The sequence below is a fragment of the Thermotoga sp. Mc24 genome (assembly GCF_000784835.1).
GTDB lineage: Bacteria > Thermotogota > Thermotogae > Thermotogales > Thermotogaceae > Thermotoga.
The window spans coordinates 38,469-63,531 of record NZ_JSFH01000010.1 but is presented as its reverse complement, the minus strand read 5'-3'; the positions used below and the strand labels follow the sequence as shown (position 1 = coordinate 63,531).

Below are 25,063 nucleotides of genomic sequence, written 5' to 3'. Positions count from 1 at the left end.
CCAATAATTTATACTATAAATCAAAAAACAAGCGGAGGGGTTCGATGTTTGAGGGAAAGCTGGTGAGGCTCAGGGCCTACAGAAAAGAAGACATAGAGAAAGCCCTGGAATTCGCCAACGATCCTGAAGTGAAGAAGTACCTTGTTCCGGGAATTCCTTTTCCATGGAGGAAAGAGGACGAGGAAAAATGGTACCAAAGTTTGAATCCCTTCAGCACGGATTCCTATTCATTCGCCATCGAGAAGTTGAGTGATGGAGAGTACATAGGAGGGTGTGGTATCAAAAAAATCGACTGGAAAAATTCCGTGGCAGAGGTCGGCATACTTCTGGGAAGGCCTTACTGGAACCAGGGATACGGAACAGACGCCATGAGGGTACTGGTGCGGTTCATTTTCAACGAAATGAATATAAACAAGATCAAACTCCATGTGTTCAGTTTCAACGAAAGGGCAAAGAGAGTCTACGAGAAAATAGGCTTCAGAGTGGAGGGTATCTTAAGGCAAGAACTTTTCAGAGAAGGAAAGTATCACGACGTCATCGTGATGGGTTTGCTGAAAAGCGAATGGAAGGATCTCACCGAAGCAGATCTTTGAGTTCAACCAGTTTCACTTCTTCGGTCTCTTTGAGTCCTTCGAAACCGCTTCTGGAAAAGAGACAGTAAACAACGGAGAGATTATCTACTTGAAGATCCTTTAGAAGGTACGAAACTTTGCTTTTCAATCGGTTCAAAACACGAACATCTATTTTCTTGTTTGACCACTTACATTCGCCAACGTAGAGGGTGTTCCCTTTCACTCCTACGATGTCTATCTCTACATCCTTACTCCACCACCTACCAATTTTTTCCACTCCTACTTTTCGGATCATATACTGTCGCGCTATTTTCTCAAAGGTGAACGAAACGTGCTGATCAAAAGTGGCACTTATTTTTTCCAGAGCCTCATTGATCAGACCACGGTATATGAGTTCTTTGTGAGGATGAATGTATCTAAAATAAAACCTGAGATATTCATCGGACAAATGATATCTTGGTTTTCTCTTTGGTTTTCTGCTCAGAGAAAATGGAACTTCCTTTTCAACGAATTTCAACTCCACCAGTCTCGAAAGATAAACGTTGATGCTTCTGATATCTATTCCAGAAACATCCGCTATTTCTGATGGCGAGGTCTTGCCCAATGCTATCGCTTGAAGAATCGAGTAATAGCTCGATGGATCATGAAATTCTTCCAGTGTCAGGAACCGTCCTTCTTCCACAAGATACTCTCCTGGAGTCAGGACTTTTTCAATGAGCGCTGTTTTAAAGTCTTTATATCCCGAAAATTCACGAAGATACAGAGGAACACCGTCTGTGACGCTGTATGTTTTCACATAATCTTCTTTATTTTCAAAATTCAGAAACTTTATAGAATCGAAGAAATCGAGAGGAAGGATCTGGTACTGTCCCGTTCTTCTTCCATAGAGAGGGCTGTTTTGAGCAAGAGCGATCTTTTCGATCATACCAATTTGAGAACCGCAAAGGATCATTTTAACTCCAATCTTAGAGAACACTTCATCCCACCATCTCTGAAGGATACTCATGAAACTTTCGTCTTTCATGGGAATGTATTGAAATTCATCGAAAACCACTACTTTCGAATCCTCTCGTGTTTCAAGGACGTTTTTTAGAAGGGAGAAAAACTCGTCCCATGTAGAGATCTTCAAAGTAGCCGGGAGATTCAAAATAGGCTTTATCTCGTCCAGAAATCGATTCATCAGCTGGATACTACTTGAAAGATCTGCCGTGAAGAACAGAGCTTTTTCAAGGCAATTCTGAAGAAGAAACGTCTTCCCCACTCGTCTCCTTCCATAGATGATCAAAAGTTCTGCTTTGCTGCTTGAAATCTTTCTTCTTAAAAACTCGCATTCTCTTTCTCTGTCAATCAGCATATTCCTTCCCCCTTGAGATTCCTCACAATAAAAATTATAAATGATGATTTGCTAAATGTGAATTTAGTAAATTCAGATTTATATTTTTGGAAAACGGGCTTCAATGTCGTAAAATGTCAATTTTACGACACTACGATTTGAAAAGTATCCACCACTTGGGTTCTGGGGTGAAAAAGCAGCTAGTATTCTGAAAGCCTTTCAAAAATCGGACGAAGAAATGAAGGAAAAACGTCCTGTTGTGATTAAAAAAAGAGGAGCCAAAGGCTCCCCGCATTGTGTGTTTTTCTGCAGATTCACAGCACCATGTCTTTGAAGTTTTCCTTTATCACCGAAAGCAGATTTATAGTTTCGTTCACGCTATCAAGAACAACTTTCAACTGGGAGAAGAAATTCTGTATCGAGGAACTTATTTCTTCTGCTGTTGCTGAGCTCTCTTCAGAAATTGCAAGCAGATTCTGGATGCTGTTTGTTATACCGTTGAGGTTGTCAACCTGTTGATTCAGGACATCTATGAGATCGCTGAGTTTTTGCGATATGGAAGATATAACTTCGCTGGATTCTTTGTTCCTCTCCGAACTCTCGAGGAGCTGATTCGATTGTTCCTTCATCTCTTCAAATTCAGCTTGTATGGTTTGAACGAGTTTGTCGATACCTGTGTTTATGGTCGATAGATACTCTGCTATCTTTGAAGAGGAGCTGCGACTCTCTTCGGCAAGCTTTCTGATTTCATCGGCAACCACCGCAAAACCTCTTCCGGCTTCTCCACTCCTTGCAGCTTCTATGGCGGCATTGAGTGCAAGAAGATTCGTTTGTTCAGCTATATTAGATACGGTTGCGGCAACTTGCATGATCATACCAGCCTGTTCCTGGAGATTTTTGGCCTCTTCAACAAGTTTGGAGAACCTCTGACTCATCTTCACTATACCGTCCGCTGATTGCTCAACGTTATTTGCTGATTGAACAATGAGTGACACGGCCTCATTGAGAGATTTTATGATTTGTGTTTGTTCGGAAATGATCGATGTGATGGTTTCCACGTTTGCTGTAACTGCACTCGATATCCTTTCCGTATCGTTACTTATCTGTACAGCTGTGGTGGCTATTTCACTCGAAAGAGAACTCATGGTTTCAAGCTGTTCCTTCATGGAATTTACTGCATCTACTACTCTCGACGAGTAGGCGTCTATTTCTTGAACGTCTCCCAGTATACCCACTATGATTTCTTTGATCTTTTCTACGGCACTGTTCAGTTCAGCGGAAAGATCAGAGAACTCTTTTAGCCCACTTACTGTAACTGGATTGTCAAAGTTCTTTCGAGAAACGAGTTTTAAAGCTTCTTTCAGAACATTCAATCCCTTTTTGAGGTCTTTCGTGTCAATCACCATTACAAGAGAAATGAGAAGGGCACTTAAAATAGACCTGATCAGGTTTCCGAATGGCAAAAATGTGAAGATGATAAAGATAAAAACGAAACTGAACAGTGGTATCATGAAAACATTTATCGGAACCAGAGATTTCACGAATCCTGCCCCAAGAACGATCAAACTCCTTAGTTTTTCGAATTTTCCGTACTCTTTTGTGGCTTCCACTTCGACTTCGAGGTAGTTTCTACCGTCGATGCTACCTTCTCCCACCACTTTATATTTGATCGGGTCATTAAAAAACTCAGAAGCCGCTTCCATGAGTCCAAGGAAATAATTTTTGAAATTTCGTTTCGATTCATACCTTATCAGCGCTTTACGTGATGAAAGGAGTTTGAAGAAGATTCTCGGAGGTTTCGCTCCTTTGATCCTTCTGGTAAGAACTCTGTGTACCATGTCCATAGCAGCCATGAAAGAAAGAAAACTCGTCTTTTTGAAGTATTCCGGGTAATGTTCGAAGAAGGTTTTCAGGTTTTCTTTACCTGTCTTGTACCAGAGTTCTTCGTAAGTGATCCCTTTTCTTGATGCCAGTTCCCGGGACATATTCACGGGGAGTTCATCGGGGACATCCTCGAGGGGATTGTAAAAAGTATCGGGAACATTGTACTTATTCTTCATTTCTTTTACAACGTCAGCTCCAAAAATACGTGACCAGGTTTGAAGCCAGATGTTGACAACAAAACCCTTCATGTTCCACCCTCCCGAAAATAAAGTTTAAATCATTTTTGACATCAAACTTATCATTTGAATTACTTCATCGACACGATCCTTGAACAGTTCTTCGAACACGTGCTTGAAGGATATCTCTTCTCGAAGGTCCAGGTTGTTTGCTATCTCCTTCAATTTCTGGACGATGAAACCGTCCAGTTTACCATTGATGGCTTCCTGTTCAATTATATCCAGTGCCTCGTGAATTTCCACAGGATCTCGATATGGTCTCTTTTCGGTCAGTGCGGAGAAAACATCACATATTTGTATCAATTTCTGAAGGAACGGCATTTGATCACCTTATCAAGCCAGTCGGGTAACCGCTGCCATCGAGCCTTTCGTGGTGCGCAGCACTGATCAAAGAGAAAAGCCTCAAACCAGCGCGTTCAAGCATGTAGTAGGTATCCACCACGTGTCTCTTCATTATTATCATTTCGCTGGCTTGAAGCCTGCCTTTCTTGTGCAAGATGCTCAGCGGTGTTTTTATCTTTCCTATATCGTGTAAAAGAGAAGCGGTGAAGGCCAGCGCGGCATCTGCTTCTCCTAAAATTTCCTCTGCCAGCAGCTTCGAAACCCTCGCAACAGCAAAAGAATGACTTCTCGTGTATGGACTTCGAAAGTCTAACAATGCGGAAAGTATCATCGCGTAGTGATTGTATTCTTCGAGGCTCAACATTTTTTCCGAGTGAAATTGCGGTTCTTCTTCCAGAAACAGATGATGCTTTGTGAAATCTTTTAACAGATATACAGCTGCTTTTTTCACCTCATCAATTATCCCTTGATCTTTCTGAATAGAAGATATTATTTCATCAATGGATTCTGCGTCCAGCTCTTTATCCGATCCTGTGTATTTTAGAAGTTTGAGTGAGATAACATCCGCCGTTTTTACACAATTGGAAAGGGTCACGATTGAGTCCTTTTCATTTATTTTCTGATAAGGGGTGTGATGATAAAGGATCGATTTTGAACAATCAGAACAGAGCGGTATCTGAGACACTACCATCCACGAAATCACAGAGTGATGATCGTTTTTGTCAAGCGTCAGAACGATCCTTTCCATATCGGGTATTTTTCCAAACATTTCAACGAAGAGTTCGTAGTTACCGATGGAAACTTTCAGGATCAGTCCAACATCGTGCAAAAGACTCGAAAGGTAAACTTCATCTTTTTCGAATGGTAACTTCAAGCGATCAGCTACCTCCGTAGCAATGTTGGCAACCTGGATCGAATGTTTCACAAAGTATCTGTATTCCAGAACTCCCATTTCTCGAAAAAGCTTAACGAAGGATTCAAGAGGAACCCTCATTGTTAGATTCATTTTTTATCCTCCTGACACAGGAGATATCAAACTAAGATTTTTCTGATCCGCCTGGGTTACAACAAAAAGTATTTCTGCAACTGTTAAAACAATTACTGGTACAATCATATACAGAAACGTGGATGATTTCACTAACGACACCTTCTAACGCTAATTTTAACAAATTCATCAACATCAGTCAAAAATAGAACAAAGAATAGGCTTTTTATGTTTGAAAAATATCTCACTGTTTTACTGAAAGTATTTCCAATCCTCGTTTTGGTTATGATGGGATATATTTTAAGGAGATTAAATTTTTTCAAGGAGAAAGAGACAGTAATAGTCTCTTTGAAAAAACTTGTCCTGAACATAGGACTACCTTCGTTTCTGTTCACAGCCTTTTCGACTGCGAATTTCAACCTGGAGTACTTTTCACTCTTTGCTTCAAGCTTTGGAATTTGTATTCTGCTGCTTTTCCTGGGAAAGTTCCTGAAAAAGCCTTTGAAGTTTGATTCTGAATATTTTTTGAAGCGGGGATGATAGGATACGCACTCTACGCGGCTACTTTTGGAGTAGAGAGACTGTACGAATTCGCCCTTCTGAATTTTGGGCTCGTTGCGTTCATATTCTCAGTGCTCGTTTCCTTAGTTTATCCTTCTATTTCCGATCCTTTTCAATTTTTAAGGAGATTACGGTTTCTTTATGTAGATTTTCATCACAGATCCGATCTGTTCAGTGGCCACTTCATAGCCTTCTCTCAGAGAAAAACTTGTGATCCTCTCTCCTGAAAGGGGATAATCACATACTATGATCAAGGTTTCTCCGGGCTGGAGTTTCTCCAGTTCCTTTCTAGTCGTGATCTCTGGAACAGGGCATATTTGTCCCCTCATATCGAGAAGTTTTTTCGATCCAGACGATTCTTCTATCGAGGTGATACTGGAAATCTTCTTTTTCCTTTCCCTTTCGTTCTCGTTGAGCAATTCCACCGCTGCCTCTAACATCCTGAACACCTGAACAGAAGAAAAATCGTACCTGTCACCCTCCGGTGCCTTTACGACTTTGAGAATTCCCACTTTAACCATCTGGTTCAAATGCCTGTAAGCGGTCGAGAGGTTGATATTCAACTTCCCTGCCACTTCCGAAGCGGTGAGACAACTGTCTCTCAAAAGCATTAAGATGTCGAGTCGTGTCTGATTCGATAAGGTTTTGAAAAGTATCGAAACGCTTCCATGCCGACCCACAGGTACCACCTTCTACAAAAGCCGCGGACGAGCCGCGGCCTGTTGTTGACTTAGTGTATTCTTATTTTAACACATCTAAATCTCCTCAGCCGATGAATTTCTCTTCACCCTCCAGAAGATCTATGAATCCGCTGTAAGTGATCAGTGGAACCTTCGAATCCTCTTCGGAATATCCCCTAGCGAGAAAGTCATCTTTGATTGCGTAGACTTTTGCTGGTGTTTCGAGTTCTTCCAGAGCCCAGAAGACACCGTTTTGTATGAGAACTATTTTATCTTCTGCCCTGGCAGATCTTATTTTGAGTTTCTCCACGGGATGATCCTTTCCGTACTTAACGAGCACGAGAGCCATCTCCTATCACCTCACATGAATATGACGTAGTCGAAACTGTGTAAGAACTCTGGAAGATCCGCTTCATCGATCACTTCAGCTCCGAAGTTCTCGTCCAGTTCCTTTACTCTGTATTTCTCAAGGTGCTGTTTGACTGCGTAAACTTTGGTACCGTATCTTTTGATGTATTTATGACAGATCGAAAGAGGAAGCAGTCCCAGCATCTCCGGCTTCGTATTTTTCGATAACGCAACAGAAGCCTCTTCGATTAAGAGAACACTTGGTTCTAGATCCTCTCCGTACATTCCAAAGGCCGTTCTGAACGCTTCGTTGACCCAGACACTTCCAACCGGTGATTGATAGGCTACAAACAGAAGTTTTTTCATGATCCCACCTCAAGCCATCAAATTTATGAATCTGTCGCAGGTAGCGAACAGATTCGCAAGTTCCGGTAGACCGCTGGGTTTTGAGCCATCTATTATCATGTCTGTGGTTATTCCTCTGTAGTCCATACATATTCCACATATATGAACCTCGAAGTTTCCTTTCTGCATCAATTCTACAAGTTTCTGTGGAATGTTTCTGTCGATTCTGATCGGTTTTATGTTCTTGTTGGTACATATGACGGAATCTGCAAAGAGAAAGAGTGTTACTTCGTGACCTTTTTCCATTGCGGCTTCGGCAATCTTTATCGCGGTGTCCAGGTCTTCATAAGTATAGGGCGGAACCATCACCTGTATTCCTATCTTCATGATTTTTCCCCCTTGTCATTTCTGTCTTCCAAACAGGAACCAGGCCATCGTCCAGTTTCCGAGAATAAAGAAGATAGATGCTACTATCGATGAAATGGCCAGTGTCGGGACACCGGTGAGGAAGTGACCTATATTACATCCTCCGGCTGTTACCGCACCGAATCCCATGAGGAATCCTCCCAGAAGAACCTGAGCGTAGGTTTTGGGATTCTTTGGCATTCTCAGTTTGAACTCTTTTCCTGCAATGGCAGATATAGCGGCTCCTATTATTATTCCGAGAATTTCAGCGCCTTCCCAGTTCAGAGAAGCATTGTTTGCGTAAACAGAAACCAGATTTATCCAGCCCCCTGTGATACCAAGACCGTAGTTTCTTCCTGTGCTCGCACTTGCCCACCAGGCTATGGGTGCGAGTATCGCTATGAGAACAGAAGCAGCGATCCAGTTCAATTTGGAAGGCCTCTGAGACTTATTCTTCACTCCGAAGGCATACCAGAGCATGAGCGCAAGGAAGATAATTGAGGCGATCCATGGACTGATACCGAGCACCGTTGCGATAGTTGGCCCAGTCTTTGGAGCGTAAACGGGACTCGTGTTCGAAACTGTCACCGTGTAGTTGTTCAGCCATTTGATCCATCCCGAGAACAATCCCTTACTTGTAGCATGAGCCGTCAAAGCGTAGGCCAGAGCTGCGAACCACGCTGTTGTCATTCCTTCACCAGTTCTGTAAGTCACTCCCGAAGCACATCCGCCAGCGAGGACCATTCCAATTCCAAAGATGAAGCCACCAACGATGTTTCCAATCCAGTTGAGGGGTTTAGGGTTGAGAGTTATGAGGCCGGCCTGAGCGAAGATAAGGAGCGTGATGGATTCGAGTCCAAGTGTCAACGCAGCGAGCCTCATCAGATAGTTGTCCTTGAAGATCAGAACGTCCCTGAAAGCAGAGTTAAAGCAGATCCTGCCACGCTGAAGGATTACACCGAACAATACTCCGATCAGTAGACCGGTCCAGATCATGATGTCTGCACCTCCTCATTTCACTTTGATGTAGATTTTCCATTCGCTTGGGCCCACTTCTTCGATTTCTAAGACTTCGTGGCCGAGTTTTTTGACAGTTTCCGGGATTCTTTCTTTCGACATTGGATAGTCAATCCATACCTCGAGGATTTCCCCTGGTTTCATGTTCTGTAGAGCCCTTTTGGTTTCGACATCGGGCACTGGACAAACCTCTCCTCTCACATCCAGAGTCTTGGTAACCTGATACTTCGCCATACTGCACACCTCCCCTTGAGTTTTTGTGAAAAAAATCCCGATCCTCGTGAAAATGATAACATTCTAATGTTACATAGACATCAATCAATATTACAATATGGTAAATTTACCAAACAATCATATTCAAAAATTGATCTTCTGATTTTCTTTCGTTAAGTGGTATCATAGTATTAACATTCTAAAAATGTGGAAGTGGGGGGATGATGGGTATGAAGAGATTGATTTTCTTAGTTTTTCTTCTGGCCGGTTTCAGTCTTTTTGGAGGATACGCCTATTTCTCCAGATATCCCACTCTACATCCAGATGAGGGGCTCTCTTTTGTGATCTCAGATCTGGAGGATGTCACCCTGAACGTGTGGAAGATAAATGAAGAAGACTTTTTGAAGGCAGTCTTTGACCCAGAAAACTTCAATTTTTCGCTGTTAGAGATAACACGCCCCACCTACAGTAAAAAGTTCTCCTCAGAGGAGTGGAAGGAATTCTCATTTCCACTGAAAAACAAAGGATTCTACTTTGCGACACTGGTTTCCAACGAAGGAACAGTTCTCAGAAGAGTGATGGACAAGGGTCTTTTCATCGTCACCGATCTGGAGGTGATCTACTTCTCCGACAGTGAAAAATTGAGACTCCACGTGTTCGACTCAAATGGTGATTTTGTAGAAGGAGCGGAGGTTTTTCTCTTTGAAGATTCGAAACTGATCGACAGAGTTTTCACCGGCAAAGATGGTGTTGTTTCTATCACGAAACACTTCGACACGTTCTACATCAGGTACGGGGATTCTCGATTTTTTGGAGAAGTGTACTTTTCTGGTGGAGGACTTGAAAAAGAGAAGCTCTTCTTCGTCACGGACAGACCGATCTACAAACCGTCAGACACGGTCCATTTCAGAGGGCAGATCTTCTCTTTTGAAGAGGGTCTCTACAGGGCCTTTGAAAAGACGAAGGTCACCGTTTCCATCTTCGACACGAAGAACAACGAAGTTTACAAATCGGAGCTTGAAACCGACGAACTCGGTGGATTCAACGGTTCCGTGGAACTTCCAGACACAGCCCCGGTTGGACTCTACAGAGTGAAGATCGAACATGGAGGAAGATACTACTACGAAAACTTTCTGGTGGAAGAGTACAGAAAACCGGAGTACAAAGTCGAAATCGAAACGGACAAAGACGTGTACATATCGGGTGAAGTTGTGAACTACCTCGTCAGGGTGAGGTACTTCAACGGCCAGCCCGTCGCGAAAGCGCAGGTTGCCTACTACGTTCGAGCCTTTCCCGAAGAGGGAAGTGGCTATCTTGTCTACAGGGGAACGGACTTCACGGACGAAGAGGGAAACCTCAGGTTCGGTGTGAAGACAGAAGAAGGATTTCAGGGCTTTTACCGGCTGGAAGTGATCGTAACGGATGAGAGCCAGCGTCAGATCGAGGAAGTCAAAACCGTGGATGTGTACGCCGACAACGTTCTGATATCTCCGCTGACTCGGTACGTTTTTACCTCGCCGGGCAGACTGGTGAGAGTGAAGGTGAAAGTGACGGATCTTTCAGGTAATCCCTTAGATGGTTTGCTCACCGTCTCTTCCAAAGATTCAACGAGTACGGTGGTCGTGGAAAACGGCGAAGCGATCGTTACTTTCACTCCAAAAGAACCAGAAAGTTACAGAATCGAACTCTCCTTTGGAAAGGCGAAAACTCGTCTCTACGTGTACGCTTACTACAGTGCAAGAATGAGTAACGAGTTCGTCATCAACCCGGCAACGAACACGGTGAAACCCGGAGATGAACTTTCGGTTCAGATCCTTGCACCTGGTAAGGTGATGGGAGTTCTGGGAATTGTCTCAAGCAGGGTTTACGACACCATTCCCGTTTCTTTCACCGGCTCTGTCAACTTGCGCGTCGGAATACCGGAAGATATCCCCGAGAAGAATCTCTTTCTCAGCTTTGTCGGACGCGACGACACGGGTCGGATCTACAGACTGGAAAGGCTGAACGTTCTGCTCGACACGAACTTCACCACCATGAAGATACTGTTCGACAAAGATCAGTACGAACCGGGGAAAATAGCACAGATCACGATCGAATCGAACGTGGACAGAGTCTGTCTTTTCCTGGTTGATGAAGCGATATACGCCATGGTTGGAACAGAACCACCAGTGCTCGAAAATTTCCTCTACCCTTACATGAACTATCCTCAAACAGAAGGAGGATTTCCACATTACTGGAAACTCTACGTTTCAAGGGATTCGTTCCGAAACAAACTCGCTTCCCTTCCAGAGGAGAAGACCTTCGCCGACTTCAAACAGAACGCTTTCCCATCCAGGCTGAACGTCAGGGAGTACTTCCCCGACACGGCCCTCTGGATCCCTTCGCTGGAGCTCCACAACGGAACGGCAAAGGTGAGCTTCAAGGTCCCGGACAGCATCACCTCCTTCAGGGCAACGGCCTACGGTTTCTCAAAGGATCGATTCTCCCAGGCAGAAAGTGGAATTGTTGTTTCCAAAAAGTTCTATCTGATGCCGCACCTTCCGTCTTTCCTGAGAGATGGAGATGTGATAAGAATATCCGCGACCGTTTTCAACAGGACTTCGAAAGCCCTGCCTGTTGACCTCATGATAGAACTTCCCGAAAACATAGAACTCCTCGAGGGGAGTTCCTCAAGACACTTTTTGATGGAGGCGAACTCATCACACACAGAGACCTGGACAGTAAGGGCTGTCTCTGCTTCTGAAGGAAGTTTCGTGAAGTTCGTTGCGATCGGAGGGGATTTGAACGACGCGGTTTCCATGAGGCTGCCCGTTGAAAGATTCGCTTTCGAAAGGGAATTCTACAGGATTTTGCTTTTGGACGGGAAAGAGACGCTGGAAATTCCGAAGGGGCGATTTGTTTCCTCGAGGATAAGGTTTCTGGAAAGCATCGTTCCGCTCATCGAGGATAGCTTGAAGAGACTGATAGACTTCCCGTACGGATGTGTTGAACAGACCATAAGCCGGTTCTTCCCGGCCGTGGTTGCAGCAAGCGTAGGAATAGAGGTGGAGAACCTGGAGGAGATCATCCAGAGTGGGCTGTTCAGACTCTACTACTACCAGCACAGCGATGGTGGCTGGGGATGGTTCAGATTCGACGAATCCAATGATTTCATGACCTGCTACGTGATGGAAGGATTGTATTTCACCATGAAGGCGGGATACGATGTCGCAGAAAGCGTTATTCAGAGGGGAATAGAGTATCTCAAGAAGCATCCGTCGGCCTACGGATCGTACGTTCTCGATCTGTACGGAGTGGACCACGAGCCGTTCAAGCCAGAAAGCGAAGCGGATCTGGTGTTTCTGAGTTTGAGCTCAAAAGAGGCTCTGAAACAGCTGATGAACCACGTTGTCCAGGACGAGCAGAAAGCCTATCTGAATGTATCTTCTGATAACCCACTCATCAGTGATATCCAGCTCAACAGTGTCTTCCTCAGGGCTCTTGCGAAGTGGAAGGAATTCCCGGAACTGGAAAGAAAACTGACAAATTACCTTCTTCTGAAAAAAGACAGCGCTTTCTGGACTTCCACAAAAGACACATCTTTTGCCATCCTGGCTCTCCTCGAGTCGATGCCGGAGTACACTTCAACCACACTGAAGGTAGTCAACTCCGAAAACACCTTCGAACTGAAGCCAGGTGAAGAAAGATCTCTCGTTCCCGGTTCACTGATCGTTTCTGGAAAAGGCATCGTGGAGGTGGAGATAACCTACGTCGAAGTTCCGAAAGAGTCTGTGAGTGAAGGCCTGGAGATAAAAAGAGAATTCTACAAAAGGTACGAACTTCTGATAGAGGAGAAAAGAATGATTGTGGATGCCTTCGTGCCGATCGGGAGAGGATACGTGCCGATCTCAATGCATTCTGTCGAAAGAGACCAGGAAGAGGAACTCTACATCCTGCCGTACGAGTACTGGAAGAAGAGAATTGAATACAAGGGAGTTCCCCTCGAGATAGACGGTGCAAAGGTGAAAATAGGTGATGAGACTTACACGTTCTCCAGGATCGAAACGTTCAACGGCCTGATTCTCGTTGTTCTCAAAGATGAAGTGCTCGTCTACGATACGGAGAAGAACACCATCACCAGGTATCTGGACGTGATGGACGCAGGTTTCATGAAGAGTGGTCTTGTCTTTCTCATGAAAGGATTCGTGCTGATCGGTGATGAAAAGATACCCGTTCCCGAAGACGTCACGGGGCTGTCCTGCACGATGGATGAGATCCTGCTGAGGGGAGAAAACAAAACCTACTGGTACAAGAACGGAGAGTTCGTGGAACTTCCGTTCGTTGCCAGAAGGGTCTTTTTCTGGGATGGGAAGAGGCTGGTGGCGGAGAGCATACGTTTCGCTGGCTCTTCGAAGACGCTCTGGGACAGAGTTTTCGAGGTGGTCTTCGACGTTGAAGACGTGAAGATAGAGTTGGGAGACATAATCAAAACGGTGGTGAGGGTTGAAGGAGACGGGAACTACCTCATAGTGGAGGATTTCATTCCGTCCTGCGCGCAGGTGCTCTCGAACTACAGAGAAAAAGGTATCGAAGAGAACAAGTTCTCGTACAGCTGGTACTTTTCATGGGACGCGTGGTACTCTGGAAGGGAGATTCGCACTGACAGGGTGGCGCTCTTTGCCCGATACCTTTACGGTGATAGTTTCGACTACGTCTGGAGAGCGACCGCAGAGGGGGTGTTTCATCTTCTTCCGGCGCGGGTTTATCCGATGTATTCTCGTGGTCTCTACGCTCATACAGATCCAGATGTGCTTTTCATCGGGACGAATCTTGTCGATGGAAGAGATGATCAACCTTGAGCTGGGAAGAGACTTTCTGGATCGCTTTGCGAAGGTATGCGAATTCTTGAGGGTCGAACCGAACCTGGACGTGGTGGTCTTCGAGTGCGGAAGTCTTGAAGAGTTCCGCAAAATTACGGGTATGCCGTATCACACGGGTGGAGTTTACCACGAAGGTGTCATCTACACCCAGCCGTTCGATGTGCTTCGAAGGAAAAACTCTCTCGAAGGGACGATTCTCCACGAGCTTCTACACCATGTGTTGGAGACGTATTTTGATCTACCGCGGTGGATGGAAGAGGGTGTGATCCTTGCCGTGCTCGGCGTGAAACCGGAAGAGGTCTATGGCTATCACAGGGACTGTCTTTTGAGATTCATGGAGAAGGTGCGTTATGAAGAGATACCTGATCTTGTTGATCGTTACAGGCGTTCTTCTGTGGAACGTCGTTGAGGTTTTGAGGTTCAGAGTGGAGTTTTCTGAGGGCACTTTCGTTTTGAAAGACGTCCAGGACGTTTTCGTTCCTCTTGAAGTCAGGGGAGCGAAGGTGGAGTGTTCTAAAGACTTCGTGCTCGAAGAAAACGGTATTCTGATCAAACAGGTGAAACCCGGTGAGATCGTGACCCTGCGTTTTGAGAGCGGTGGTATCTTCAGGGTGGAGAAGGAACTGAAGATCGAAGCCAGAGCCAGCGAGGAAGACAGCGACGGCGACGGATACCCGGACTCTCTGGAGCTCGACAGTGAAGACAGCGAGAGGTTCAGAAACTGGTTCGTCTGGATAGCCCTGTCGGCGTTCAAGAACGATCCTCCTCTCTGGCCGAAAGAGGAAAGGGACTGCTCTGGTTTCGTCAGGTACTGCGCAAGAGAGGCACTGAAGAAACACACAGGAAGCTGGCTTTCTCTCTCAGGTTACGACGGGCCCGTCTGGGAAGACGTGGAGAAGTACAACTACCCGAATCTTCCACTGGTTGGAACGAAGATGTTCAGGATAGAGAAAGGAGCTTACAGGGGAGTGGAGGACTTTTCAAGCTTTGCGGTTGCGAGGATCCTTGTGGAGTGCAGTATGGAATTTGTCACAAAGAGCGTTTCAAAAGCGCTTCCGGGTGACATAGCGGTTTTCTTCCATCCTGAAGACGTCGAGATGCCGTACCATCTCATGATATTCGTCGGAAATCTTAATCTTGCTGATCACGAAGGGTGGTTCGTGTACCACACGGGGCCGATCGGAGAAAATCCGGGAGAGCTCAGGTTCGTCAGATACTCCGAACTTGTGAACTACGACCCCTCCTGGGCACCCCTTGAGATAAATCCGTACTTTCTTGGATTTTACAGGTTCAGGTTTTTGAAGTGATTTTGTGTACAATTTAAGTTGGATACAGCAAATCCAAAGGGGGATGTACAATGAAAACATTCCTTGAAAGTCTCAAATTCCCGGTCCAGGAAGTAAATAAAAAAAGTTCCGGCGAGAAAGGACCTGGAAGGCCTCCGTACTGGGAGATGGTGTTTTACTGGACGAGGAAACCTCTCGTAGGTGCAAGGTCTGTAATAGCGGGGGCACTGCTTCCCGAAAACGTGGATGAAAATCTATTCAAAGCGGCTGTAAGACTTTCTTCGCCCACACCCCACAGAGAGAACCCTCAAATTCCCGCGGAATTTGCGAAGTACTTTGAAGGGAAAAAGTTGCTCGATCCCTTCGCTGGGTTCGGTTCGATTCCCCTCGAAGGGCTGAGACTCGGCCTTGATGTCACGGCTGTTGAACTTCTACCAACAACCTACATTTTTCTCAAGGCCGTTCTCGAATATCCAAAGAAGTTCGGGAAATCCCTCGTGAAAGACGTTGAAAGGTGGGGTGAGTGGATAACCGAGCAACTCAAGAATGACCCTGAAATCAGGGAGCTTTACGACGATGACGTGGCCGTTTACATCGGAACGTGGGAAATCAGGTGCCCTCACTGTGGGCGGTGGACTCCTGCGATAGGAAATTTCTGGCTGGCAAGAGTTAAGGACGGCAAGGGCTACAAGAGGCTCGCCTACATGAAGCCTGAGAGGAAGGGCGATGAGATTGAAATAAGGGTGATTGACCTCAACGAAATCCTGGACGATATTTCTAAAGCGAATGTTGACGGCAATGAGATCATCTTCGAAGGAGAAAACTACGTGAAAACAGTAGAAGAAGCTGTAAGAGATGGAAAGCTGAAACAGAGTGATGTGAAGATAGATGGAAACACGGTTATCTTCGAAGTTCCTTCGGCGAATATCGAATTAAGACGGAGCCAGCTCACCTGTCTTATGTGTGGAAATGTCATAAAGTACGCGGATGAAAATGGAAATCACCACATGAAGCTGAAAAACGGGGATTTTTATGTGAAGTTCGCGCTGAGAAAGTACCACGAAGGTGATGAGCGCTTCGCAAGGCAGAGACTGCTCGTGAAGGTGAAAGTCAAGGATGGAGATCTGATCTTTGAACCAGCGACAAAGGAAGACAGCGAAAAACTCTGGAAAGCGAAGGAGAAGGTCAGGGAGATGCTTGAGAAGGGAGATCTGGACGTGCCGAGTGAAGCAATACCTCTTTACGAGAACCGCCGTATTACTCCAATACTCAGTGCAGAAAAATGGTATCAGTTCTTCAACCCCCGTCAGCTTCTCACCCTCATAAAGATCGTGAGGCTGATAAGGGAAGTTGGCAGAAAGGTCGAGGAGGAAAAGATTGCCGAGGGCTGGAATAAAGAAAGGGCATTTGAGTATGCGGAGGCAGTGGCAACGTATTTGAGCACGGCGATGTTGAAGTATGCGTACTACAATTCAATCGTTACCCGGTGGGATTCTACTTGGTGGAAAATTGGGGAAACAATGTCCACCCGTGGAATCGCAATGAATTGGAACTGGACAGAAAGTCCTTGGTTTAGTAGTTTTGGTGGGATGATCAAAACACTCCTTGCAATATTAAGGGGTGTTAAATACCTCACCTCCGCTCTCTCCTCCTCCCAGAGAACCCTTGCGGATTTCACAGAAAACTCCGTTAAAGTTCTCCAGGGCGACGCGACCTCGCTCAACCTTGGAGAGAAGTTCGACGTCATCGTAACTGATCCACCCTATGCAGATGATGTCCCATACACAGAACTTTCTGACTTCTACTACGTCTGGCTCAAAAGGGCTCTGAGCGACGTTGAGAACGGAAAACTCATTCCAAGGTTCCACAAGGAAGCGTTTTTCAAAAGAATCGGCCCCAAATGGGTGGAAATCAAGACCCAGTGGCAGGAATTTGCGAAGAAAGAAGTTTCGACGAATCCGGGTCGTTTCATGGAAGACGAAAACAAAAAGGAGAAAGCCGTCCAACACTTCGAAAACCTCTTCAGTCAGGCCTTCGTGGCCATGAGGGAGCACCTCAAGGACGATGGGGTTCTTGTCACCTACTACGCTCACACAGATCCGGGAAGCTGGATAAACCTCATTGAAGCCGGCTGGAGGCGAGCAAGACTTCAAATAACGAGGGCAATCCCTCTGACAACCGAATCGGAAACGAGCATCGTGAGCAGGGGTAAAATGAGTCTCGACACCTCGATCGTTGCTGTCTGGAGAAAACAGAAAGAGGAAAAAACCGTTCAAATATCGACTCTGAAGGAAGAGATCGAGAGAAAAGCAAAGTCTTCGGCTCGTGAATTCATAGAGTATGGTTATGAAGGACTCGATCTGCTGTACGGTGTGATGGCGGCTGCCCTCGAGGAAGTCACAAAGTACAGAGAAATTTCCTCCCTGAAAGGTCCTCTTACGACAGAAGAAATTTTGAACGAATACGTATATCCCGCTACTATAAGAGGAATTGTGAACGCGATTGCGGAGATCGAAGGAACTGGAACACTCCATTCTGGCACTGCCATGTTCTACACCGCTTACAAGATACTATTTGGAAACGCATCTTTGAGCGCGAACGATATCGTCCTCCTCAGGCTCGCAACATCAACAGATCCGAGTGAGTTGATCAGCAGTGGAGTTCTCAAAGAGAAGAGATCTTCAAGCAGTAAAGAATACACGCTCTACACACCGGATCTTCTCGGCAAGAAAGCTTTGGACACGAAGGAGTTCCAGAAGTTCCTTCATGAAAAGAAACTCGATCCGGTAGAGCCAAAACCAAAAAACAGTGTGGATGTGCTTCAGCTTCTCGAGTACTACTCACTGCTTGGACGCTCCAGAGTGAAAGAGGAGATAGAAAAACTCAGAAAAATGTGGGCTGGTGAGGTAGAAGAGGCCCTTTTTATCGCGAGGCTCGTGTCTGAGTACTACGCGGAGATCTACATCAGGAAAATAGATCCTGTCAGGAGGATGAAAGAAGAGTTCGCTTCAGAGATAGACAGGGAGCTGGAAAAGGACGGATTCCTCGAAGTCGTTTTGATGAGAAGACTCCTGGGTTATGTAGGGGGTGCTGTGTGATGAAATTCGGTCCTTACGAAGTTTGGGAGGACGTTCTGGATGAGAGTTTTGATTCTCAAGTTGCGCCGGAATTAGGGGATGTGTACACCGGTGAAGCGCCGGAGATATACAGAGATCCGAAGGAGTTTTTCAAAAGGACGTATTTCACCGATGCAACGGTGGAGATATTGAAAAGAATCCTTGATACATTCGAGGGAAAAGAGAGAAGAAACATATTTCTGATCTACTCTCTCTTCGGTGGTGGAAAGACGCATCTGCTCCTCACCCTGTATCACGCCTTCAAAACACCTGAAGCTCTGGAAGACCCAGAGGTCCTCGAGGGATACATTCCCGAAAAAAGAGAAACCATAAGAGAACTGGCAGAGAGGATAAAGCTCCTTGGAGAAAGCGTAAAGGTCGTTCCCGTGTATGGTAAGGGAAGGGTAGGTCAGCCAAGTATTCCTCTGGACGTGGGCCCCTACAGTGTGAAGACGATCTGGGGGTACATAGCACATTCCCTTGGAAAGTACTCCATCGTCGAGAAAAACGATAAAAATCTCACGGTGCCGGACATTGAAACTCTGAGGGATTTATTCAGAGGCGAAAAAGTACTGCTTTTGATCGACGAAATTGCGGATTACGTTGACAACCTTTACAACTCTGGAGCGGAAGAGGACCGCCGTTACGCAAAAAACGTGGACAACTTCATCGACAGGCTCTCCACGGCTCTTTCAAGCTCTACGAGTTCTATGGTGATCACACTTCCCATGACAGAGGAAGGAGGCAATCTGAGGACTCAGGAAGAATACAACCACAGTGTTGTAAGGGCTCTGTGGGATGCTGTCAGAAGAGTTGGTGGGGCTGATTCTTACACACCTGTGAGAACCGTTGGCATAAACGACGAACTCGTCGAGGTCTTGAAAAAGAGGATATTCAAGCGTGTGGATCCCGATATCCGAAGAAGAACACTGGAAAGAATAAGATCTGAAAATAACGATGTGGAAATCTTCGGTCACGGAGGATTCACTCATGAAATACCCAGAACCTATCCGTTCCATCCCGAATACATACAGATTCTGAGAACGATCATAGAAAAGACGGATCTTCAGAGAACGAGGGACATGATCAGAATAACCAGAATCGTTGTGAGAAACCTGATCGATCGCTACGAGAAAGAGGGATTTGCACCTGCTATCATACTTCCTATTCACATCGATCTTACAAATGACAGAATAAGGGGAATGCTCTTTGGAGAAAAGTCGAAGTTCGCTGATTACGCTTCGATTATAGATGCTGAACTGGTCAACGATGAGAAGTACAGAGCTTTCAGACATCCAGAGCTTGCAAGGATGATTCTCACTTACATCTTTTTGAGAACATATCCATTCGATGCACCGACTCCTCTAAATGATTTCCCAACGCTGACCACCATATCGAGAGCGATCTACGACCCAGAAACTTTCTCCAAAAAACAGTGGATTCCCGCTGATATAAAAGACACCGTCGAAGAGATAGAATCCCATCCACACTTCGTCTTTCTGAACAGAAAAGACGGTGTTTTCTGGTTCTGGAGAGTTGCCAACGTGACAAAGATGGTTGACAGCAAAACTGAGGAGCTCATCGAAAGCAGCTATGGTGAGATCTGGAACCAGCTTGTCCGATATGTGGACCAGTTAGTGAGGGAAAAAAGGAGTATCGCAGCAAGAGGTAAGGGATCCACTGTAGAAGAACACGTGAGGTTCTTCGAACAGGTGATCGTTAGCAAAGAACCACAGGAACTTATGGACAATGAAATGTACAAGCTCTTCGTACTGGTGAGTGAGGATGTCGATGAGAAATTACTGAAAGGCATTATGTTCCAGATCGGTTCTGGAAGCAGAACTTACAAGAACACTGTGGTTGTCTGTTATCCCATTCCGGGAACGATGAAACATCTGATAATGACGACGGCAAGAGATATGGCATGCCAGAGGGTGATGGACACGGTAAAAGAGATGTATGGAAAGTATGGAGAAGACGTGGTGAAAATACAGCTGAACCAGCTCAGAGATATAAGAAACAGGGCCCTTGAAGACCTTGAGAATCAAATTGTGGGCTCTTTCAGAAAAGTAGCTTACCCGGTTAAAGATGGTATAGACACCGCTGACGCTCCTGCCAGCTCGAAATCTGTTGTCGAAAACGTGTATTCTGCTCTGAAAGGCAGAGGAAAGATCGTAGAGGAATTCGATTTCATCGAATTCGCTAACTGGTTGAAAGAAAACATCGGCCTCAATATTCTGAAACCAGAAGGATACTACGTGTCAGAACTGAGAAAAATCATCTGTTCGAATCCCTCTGCACCCATGGTGGACTTTGAGAATCTCAAGAAGTCGATAAAGGAGGCTGTTCGAAAGCTCAAGATCGGCCTTGAAAGAAAAGGAAAGATACTATTCAAAAAGGTCTATTCGGAGATTCCCGACTTTGCACAAGAAAGCGGCGTGGAGATCTCCAAAGTTGAGCCCGATGACATAATTCTGCCAGCTAATGAAGCTCTCAGAAGACAAGTCTGCGAGCTTTTGAAACAGGAAAAGGATGAGATTAGGGATGGAAAAAGATATCGCGTGTGGTACGAAATTTATCTTCCGAGTTCGGAATTTTCAGAGCTTTTGAAGAACCTGGTTACTGTGGAGAACGAGGAATGTCAGATAGGGGACGAAGAAGCCGTTATGTACGGTTTAATCCTGGAAAAAAAGGAAGAAGTGGAGATTAAAAAAGGAGAATTCGACCTTGAGGTAGCCCGACGAAGCGTTGAAGGAAAACCGGGCGAGAAAGTAGAGATCCCCGTTAGGATAACCGCTTTTGGTGATGCCGAGATCGAACTCTCATCCGAATACGGGGAACTTTCCTATCAGAACGTTTTTCTCAGAGAGGGTGAATCTCTTGAAATTCTATGGAATATGACCATACCGTCTGAGAAGAAAGTTGTGAAGATAGAGGCAAAAAGTGAAGAGAAAATGATTCCCAAGGAGATCGTTCTTGTACCGAAAGTTGAATCGAGTGTTCTTGAGACAAATACCTTGGACGAAACTCACAAAGGAATGTTTCTTGTTTCCGTGAAATCCATCAGAGATCTCGATACACTGAAATCTCTACCAGAGGACTTCGAAGGAGTGGTGAGTGGTCGTCTCGAAACGGAAAAGCCTGAGTGGAAAGTTCAGTTCAGTGAAACCGACAGAAAAACTTTTGAATACATTGCCGGTGAGCTCGAAGATTTTCTGGGAACAAAGGCTTTGCTCGATGTGAACTTCCGTTTGTCGGAACCACAGATGATCAATGACCTTATCTTTGAGAAACTGAAACCTCTGAATGGAAAAGTATCATTCATTCTAAAGAAAGGAGATCAGAAATGAACAGTGCGATCGAATACCGCATATCTTTGAAGTACGTCAAAAAGTCCACTCTTCCTGTGAAGAGAACTCAGAAGCTGGCGGAGTTCGTTCCGGTTTTTATCGCTGGAAAAAACGGTAAAGAAGAGCAGATACCCGGGAAAGCAGAGGCACGTGCGAAGGTGTTTTTGCCAGAGTTTTTGAACTTTGCGAAAAAAGTAGGAGCGATACACGATGAACAGATCAGCCTTTTTCAGATGGAAAATGATCGATCCAGAAAGCTTGTACTGAAGGTCTCGGATGACTACGCGTACTTGAGATTGATGATCTACGGTGTTTTGATGTCTGTTTTGAAGAATCCTGTGGAGTGGGGGTATCTCGAGGATCTCGTTCTTTCAATGGAACCTTTAACTCTACGGTTCTGGGGCTCGAAGATAAAATACACTTTCTGGAAAGCCAAGAATCGGAGAGTGCTGAATTATCTTGCAAGGCGTATCCTGGAGGTAGAAAGGCTTGGAAAGGTTACCTGAGGTCATACTCAGAAAAGTTACACTGAGCAATCCCGCTCTCTTTTATTCCTCGCTGACTTCTCCCTCGAACAGAAGGAGAATAGAAGCTTTCAAGCATCAGTTTCAGACGCTCTGTCATGCCATGCTTTCAAGGCCTGTGAGAATTCTAATAGCCGATGAGATAGGCCTCGGAAAAACCATCCAGGCTCTTGCAATAGCGAGATATTTAGAGCTTCAAGGTGAAGCAAAAAAGATTCTGATCCTCGTTCCCAAGATCCTCAGAGAGCAGTGGAAACAGGAGATAAGAAGATTGGGAGGAAAACCGGTTGTCATAACGAATGGAAGCGAAGTGGAAAGAAAACTTCTCAGAAAGGCTACTTTTAATAATGCTGCCGAGTATTTTGTGGTGTCAATCGATCTGGCAAAGAGTCAAAACCATTCAGAAAAGTTCTCGGCGATAGATTGGGATCTTCTAATCGTTGACGAGGTTCATAATGTAACTTACAACACACAGAGATACAACTTTTTGAAGAGTCTGATCGAAAAATCAAAAGAGGACCTCAACATCGTATTTCTCTCCGCAACACCGCACAGAGGTAATCCGAAAGACTATATAGAAAGGCTCAGACTCCTTGATCCAACACTGACAGCCGATTGGAACGCTCTGGACAGCGAGAAGTTCTACAGAAGAACTCACGGGGTTCTGGTTTTTCGTCGAACAAAAAAGGTTGTCAACGATCTGGAGAAGAGAGAGATCTTCAAAAAGTGCGATTTCAACGCTGTGATAGTTGATATTACCGAAGAAGAAAAACGTTTCTTTGAGGAACTGGATGAAGTGCTCTTTGAAATGGTCAAGGATGTTCATATGAACTCTCCTGTTGCTCTTCTTGCTGTACTTTTGAGAAAAAGAGCGGCTTCGAGTTACGAATCCGCTTTGAAAACTATAAACAACATCATCAAAAATCAGTATTCCGGGGCTTCAGGTGAAGACGTGCTGGAAGATCAGATCAAGCAGATATTCGGCCTCGGGTACGATGAGATGGAACTGGAAGAAAATTCAGAAATAGACGATCTGATCAGTAGCATAATAAACAGCGTGGCCAAAAGATACCCTCTTGATAAAGGACAGATTAACGCGTTAGAAAAGATCCTGAAGATTGGAAAGACCATCGGAAAAAACGACAGCAAGTTGAAAACTCTTGCCGAAGTTCTCGCATATCACCTGAAGAAAAACGAAAAGGTGATCGTATTTACAGAATTCAAGGACACACTGGAATACCTTAGGAACAATCTTCCAACACTCCTCGAACAAGAAGGTATTCACCTTTCTGAGGAAAAGGATATATCTGTACTTCATGGCGGAATGAAAAGCGAAGAAATAGAAAAACAGGTGGAGAAATTTGCAAACGATGGAAAACTACTGATCTCAACCGATGTGGCATCCGAGGGATTGAACCTGCAGGTGGCAAACATCCTGATCAATTACGAAATCCCTTGGAGTCCGATAAAGCTCGAACAGAGGGTGGGAAGAATCTGGAGACTGAATCAGACAAAAGAAACGATCGCTTACACCCTTCTTCTCAACCACGAGGCAGATCTTCAGATACTGGAAAGCCTTTATCAGAAGATCCTGAACATAACTGATGCTGTTGGAACTGGGCCGAACGTTGGTAAGCCAGTTTTTGGAACGAGAACGCTCAGTGGAAATTTCGAGTATCGGCTGGAGAACGTTCAGGACGAGGAAACTTCGGATTCTCCTGTGTCCGAGTTCGAACTGATGCTCTCTGCCATCAAAAGGAGGAATTTAGATGAACAGACAAAACGTATAATCAGCACTTTGAAATCTCTCAGAACGAAGATCGAAGAAGTCGTTCCTTTGAACACCTGTAATGAAATTCAAGAAGAACTGAACAGTGTTCTTTTACCTGACGATATGGAATCGGAGATCGTTTTCGAGAAACTTAAAAAGTACATATCAGTTTTTGAAAATAGTTTTATCAATAGTATAGGTTCATACCTTTTTAAAATTCTGACAGATAGAATACATGAACCACTTCTGAACGAGAAGTGTTTAAAAATAGCCGTTAAAAATGAGTCAAAAGAATACAGACTTTTCCAGGTGGAAGTCATCGATCGAGGAAGAAAGATATACGAGTATCCTGTACTAATTGAAATCGGTGGAAACGTTTCACCTCAGCTCTACCGTGGTACTTCTCTTTTGGAAAAGCTGGCAGATGTGTTTTCAAAAGAATGGTTCGTTATTGAATGGGCAAATCCAAAAGAGAAGATGGATATTCAAACCGCGAAATTGATAGATCGGAGTGCCAAAGATTTACAAAGCATCATGAATAAACACACAGATTATGACACTGAACTGAATGAATCTTTTATGAAAACAGGCTCACTGTTCATAAATCTGGACACGAAGTCATCTGAGATTTTGAGAGTTGAGGGTGTATCCGACAGGGAATTTTCCATTTTTAAACTATTTCATCCTTCCATTCTTGAAATCCTCGGCCTTCCTCCAGACAGCTTTGATCTTCCATCGAACGACTATGAAAGATGGATGGAAAGAGGTTTCGTTCCACTCGAAGATATTCTTGAAAGTGAAAGAAAAGCCATGGAAATTGTTATGAACATAGAAAAGAAGCGTCTAATTGAAAAGTATGGGGAAAGCTCTGACTGGAAGGTAGAGGATGTTTCTTTGAAGGAACACTACGATATAAAAGTCTCTGAACCAGAAGGTGAGAAGTACATAGAAGTCAAGGGACACAAACCCTTGTGGCTGTCCGCTGAGTTGACCGCGGCTGAGCACAGATTCGCAAATGACAATCGGGATAGATACTGGATCTACATAGTTTCCAACCTTGGAGGTAAAAAGCCCGTAATTTTAAAGATCTTCAGCCCGTTCGATGATGAAAAAAGAAGAATATACCTGGTTCACGAGAATAAAGACATTGATATCACCGAAATATTTGGATCGACAATAAAAACAAAACAACGATACGTCATTTCACTCGGACAGAAAATATACCGCAGGAGGTGA

19 protein-coding genes are annotated in these 25,063 nt (G+C 44.8%); 9 read left to right on the top strand and 10 right to left on the bottom strand.

Annotation, left to right across the window (positions count from 1 at the left end):
- The first annotated feature begins 44 nt into the window (after nt 1-44).
- Nucleotides 45-593, top strand: coding sequence for a GNAT family N-acetyltransferase (locus MC24_RS06580; protein ID WP_038053690.1), 549 nt, complete (start codon nt 45-47; stop codon nt 591-593).
- Here the strand turns inward: MC24_RS06580 and MC24_RS06575 are convergent.
- The 4 genes from MC24_RS06575 to MC24_RS06565 form a co-directional block, all read right to left on the bottom strand.
- Nucleotides 574-1,926, bottom strand: coding sequence for an ATP-binding protein (locus tag MC24_RS06575; RefSeq protein ID WP_038053688.1), 1,353 nt, complete (start codon nt 1,924-1,926; stop codon nt 574-576). The two genes, MC24_RS06580 and MC24_RS06575, sit on opposite strands and share 20 nt — an antisense overlap.
- A 293-nt stretch (nt 1,927-2,219) precedes the next feature.
- Nucleotides 2,220-4,037 carry a heme NO-binding domain-containing protein gene (locus tag MC24_RS06570; protein ID WP_011944170.1) on the bottom strand — a complete coding sequence of 606 codons (1,818 nt, stop codon included), beginning with the start codon at nt 4,035-4,037 and terminating at the stop codon, nt 2,220-2,222.
- A 24-nt stretch (nt 4,038-4,061) separates the two neighbouring features.
- Complete coding sequence (locus MC24_RS09915; protein ID WP_235280339.1) at nt 4,062-4,328, bottom strand: hypothetical protein; 267 nt, start codon at nt 4,326-4,328, stop codon at nt 4,062-4,064.
- Nucleotides 4,329-4,350: 22 nt separating this feature from the next.
- On the bottom strand, nt 4,351-5,361 hold the full coding sequence (locus tag MC24_RS06565) for an HD domain-containing protein (protein WP_235280338.1): 1,011 nt from the start codon (nt 5,359-5,361) through the stop codon (nt 4,351-4,353).
- Nucleotides 5,362-5,700: 339 nt separating this feature from the next.
- Here MC24_RS06565 and MC24_RS09535 point away from each other — a divergent pair, with 339 nt between their 5' ends.
- Nucleotides 5,701-5,892, top strand: a complete 192-nt coding sequence (locus MC24_RS09535; protein ID WP_156105085.1) for a hypothetical protein — start codon at nt 5,701-5,703, stop codon at nt 5,890-5,892.
- Nucleotides 5,893-6,041: 149 nt separating this feature from the next.
- Here MC24_RS09535 and MC24_RS06555 read toward each other — a convergent pair whose 3' ends face one another.
- From MC24_RS06555 to MC24_RS06530, 6 genes are all read right to left on the bottom strand, one after another.
- Nucleotides 6,042-6,593 (bottom strand): sulfurtransferase TusA family protein, encoded by a 552-nt coding sequence (locus MC24_RS06555; RefSeq protein WP_038053683.1) that lies wholly within the window; start codon nt 6,591-6,593, stop codon nt 6,042-6,044.
- An 85-nt stretch (nt 6,594-6,678) separates the two neighbouring features.
- Nucleotides 6,679-6,942, bottom strand: a complete 264-nt coding sequence (locus tag MC24_RS06550; RefSeq protein ID WP_012896670.1) for a DsrH/TusB family sulfur relay protein — start codon at nt 6,940-6,942, stop codon at nt 6,679-6,681.
- 11 nt (nt 6,943-6,953) lie between these two features.
- Nucleotides 6,954-7,307, bottom strand: a complete 354-nt coding sequence (locus tag MC24_RS06545) for a hypothetical protein (RefSeq protein ID WP_012896669.1) — start codon at nt 7,305-7,307, stop codon at nt 6,954-6,956.
- Between the two features lie 9 nt (nt 7,308-7,316).
- Entirely contained in the window at nt 7,317-7,673 is a 357-nt protein-coding gene (locus tag MC24_RS06540; RefSeq protein WP_038053680.1) for a DsrE/DsrF/TusD sulfur relay family protein, read from the bottom strand.
- A gap of 15 nt (nt 7,674-7,688) precedes the next feature.
- Nucleotides 7,689-8,687 (bottom strand): YeeE/YedE family protein, encoded by a 999-nt coding sequence (locus MC24_RS06535; RefSeq protein WP_008193303.1) that lies wholly within the window; start codon nt 8,685-8,687, stop codon nt 7,689-7,691.
- A gap of 15 nt (nt 8,688-8,702) precedes the next feature.
- Complete coding sequence (locus MC24_RS06530; RefSeq protein WP_004080581.1) at nt 8,703-8,942, bottom strand: sulfurtransferase TusA family protein; 240 nt, start codon at nt 8,940-8,942, stop codon at nt 8,703-8,705.
- Nucleotides 8,943-9,145: 203 nt separating this feature from the next.
- On the opposite strand from MC24_RS06530, the gene MC24_RS06525 reads away from it, so the two are divergent.
- From MC24_RS06525 to MC24_RS06495, 7 genes are read left to right on the top strand one after another with little or no spacing between them, the layout of a single operon-like run.
- Nucleotides 9,146-13,759, top strand: a complete 4,614-nt coding sequence (locus MC24_RS06525) for an alpha-2-macroglobulin family protein (RefSeq protein WP_156105089.1) — start codon at nt 9,146-9,148, stop codon at nt 13,757-13,759.
- Nucleotides 13,737-14,189: a hypothetical protein gene (locus MC24_RS06520; RefSeq protein WP_038053677.1), complete on the top strand. Its 453-nt coding sequence runs from the start codon at nt 13,737-13,739 to the stop codon at nt 14,187-14,189. Before MC24_RS06525 ends, MC24_RS06520 begins: the two co-directional genes overlap by 23 nt.
- A complete protein-coding gene (locus MC24_RS06515; RefSeq protein ID WP_038053673.1) occupies nt 14,131-15,087 on the top strand; it encodes a DUF1175 domain-containing protein in 957 nt (318 codons plus the stop codon). Before MC24_RS06520 ends, MC24_RS06515 begins: the two co-directional genes overlap by 59 nt.
- Before the next feature lie 50 nt (nt 15,088-15,137).
- Nucleotides 15,138-18,164: a DUF1156 domain-containing protein gene (locus MC24_RS06510; protein WP_012311355.1), complete on the top strand. Its 3,027-nt coding sequence runs from the start codon at nt 15,138-15,140 to the stop codon at nt 18,162-18,164.
- Nucleotides 18,164-21,532: an ATP-binding protein gene (locus MC24_RS06505; protein WP_012311354.1), complete on the top strand. Its 3,369-nt coding sequence runs from the start codon at nt 18,164-18,166 to the stop codon at nt 21,530-21,532. Before MC24_RS06510 ends, MC24_RS06505 begins: the two co-directional genes overlap by 1 nt.
- Nucleotides 21,529-22,038, top strand: coding sequence for a hypothetical protein (locus MC24_RS06500; RefSeq protein WP_004080570.1), 510 nt, complete (start codon nt 21,529-21,531; stop codon nt 22,036-22,038). Before MC24_RS06505 ends, MC24_RS06500 begins: the two co-directional genes overlap by 4 nt.
- The gene (locus tag MC24_RS06495) at nt 22,022-25,063 is read left to right on the top strand and encodes a helicase-related protein (protein ID WP_038053670.1); all 3,042 of its coding nucleotides are present in this window, start codon (nt 22,022-22,024) and stop codon (nt 25,061-25,063) included. Before MC24_RS06500 ends, MC24_RS06495 begins: the two co-directional genes overlap by 17 nt.

What these genes read in the sequence shown, in the direction of transcription:
- MC24_RS06510 (WP_012311355.1), top strand. Translation starts at nt 15,138, where the DNA reads ATGAAAACATTCCTTGAAAGTCTCAAATTCCCGGTCCAGGAAGTAAAT.
- MC24_RS06565 (WP_235280338.1), bottom strand. Translation starts at nt 5,361, where the DNA reads ATGAGGGTTCCTCTTGAATCCTTCGTTAAGCTTTTTCGAGAAATGGGA.
- MC24_RS06575 (WP_038053688.1), bottom strand. Translation starts at nt 1,926, where the DNA reads ATGCTGATTGACAGAGAAAGAGAATGCGAGTTTTTAAGAAGAAAGATT.
- MC24_RS06515 (WP_038053673.1), top strand. Translation starts at nt 14,131, where the DNA reads ATGAAGAGATACCTGATCTTGTTGATCGTTACAGGCGTTCTTCTGTGG.
- MC24_RS06530 (WP_004080581.1), bottom strand. Translation starts at nt 8,942, where the DNA reads ATGGCGAAGTATCAGGTTACCAAGACTCTGGATGTGAGAGGAGAGGTT.
- MC24_RS06520 (WP_038053677.1), top strand. Translation starts at nt 13,737, where the DNA reads ATGGAAGAGATGATCAACCTTGAGCTGGGAAGAGACTTTCTGGATCGC.
- MC24_RS06540 (WP_038053680.1), bottom strand. Translation starts at nt 7,673, where the DNA reads ATGAAGATAGGAATACAGGTGATGGTTCCGCCCTATACTTATGAAGAC.
- MC24_RS06570 (WP_011944170.1), bottom strand. Translation starts at nt 4,037, where the DNA reads ATGAAGGGTTTTGTTGTCAACATCTGGCTTCAAACCTGGTCACGTATT.
- MC24_RS06525 (WP_156105089.1), top strand. Translation starts at nt 9,146, where the DNA reads ATGGGTATGAAGAGATTGATTTTCTTAGTTTTTCTTCTGGCCGGTTTC.
- MC24_RS06550 (WP_012896670.1), bottom strand. Translation starts at nt 6,942, where the DNA reads ATGGCTCTCGTGCTCGTTAAGTACGGAAAGGATCATCCCGTGGAGAAA.
- MC24_RS06500 (WP_004080570.1), top strand. Translation starts at nt 21,529, where the DNA reads ATGAACAGTGCGATCGAATACCGCATATCTTTGAAGTACGTCAAAAAG.
- MC24_RS06535 (WP_008193303.1), bottom strand. Translation starts at nt 8,687, where the DNA reads ATGATCTGGACCGGTCTACTGATCGGAGTATTGTTCGGTGTAATCCTT.
- MC24_RS06580 (WP_038053690.1), top strand. Translation starts at nt 45, where the DNA reads ATGTTTGAGGGAAAGCTGGTGAGGCTCAGGGCCTACAGAAAAGAAGAC.
- MC24_RS06505 (WP_012311354.1), top strand. Translation starts at nt 18,164, where the DNA reads ATGAAATTCGGTCCTTACGAAGTTTGGGAGGACGTTCTGGATGAGAGT.
- MC24_RS06545 (WP_012896669.1), bottom strand. Translation starts at nt 7,307, where the DNA reads ATGAAAAAACTTCTGTTTGTAGCCTATCAATCACCGGTTGGAAGTGTC.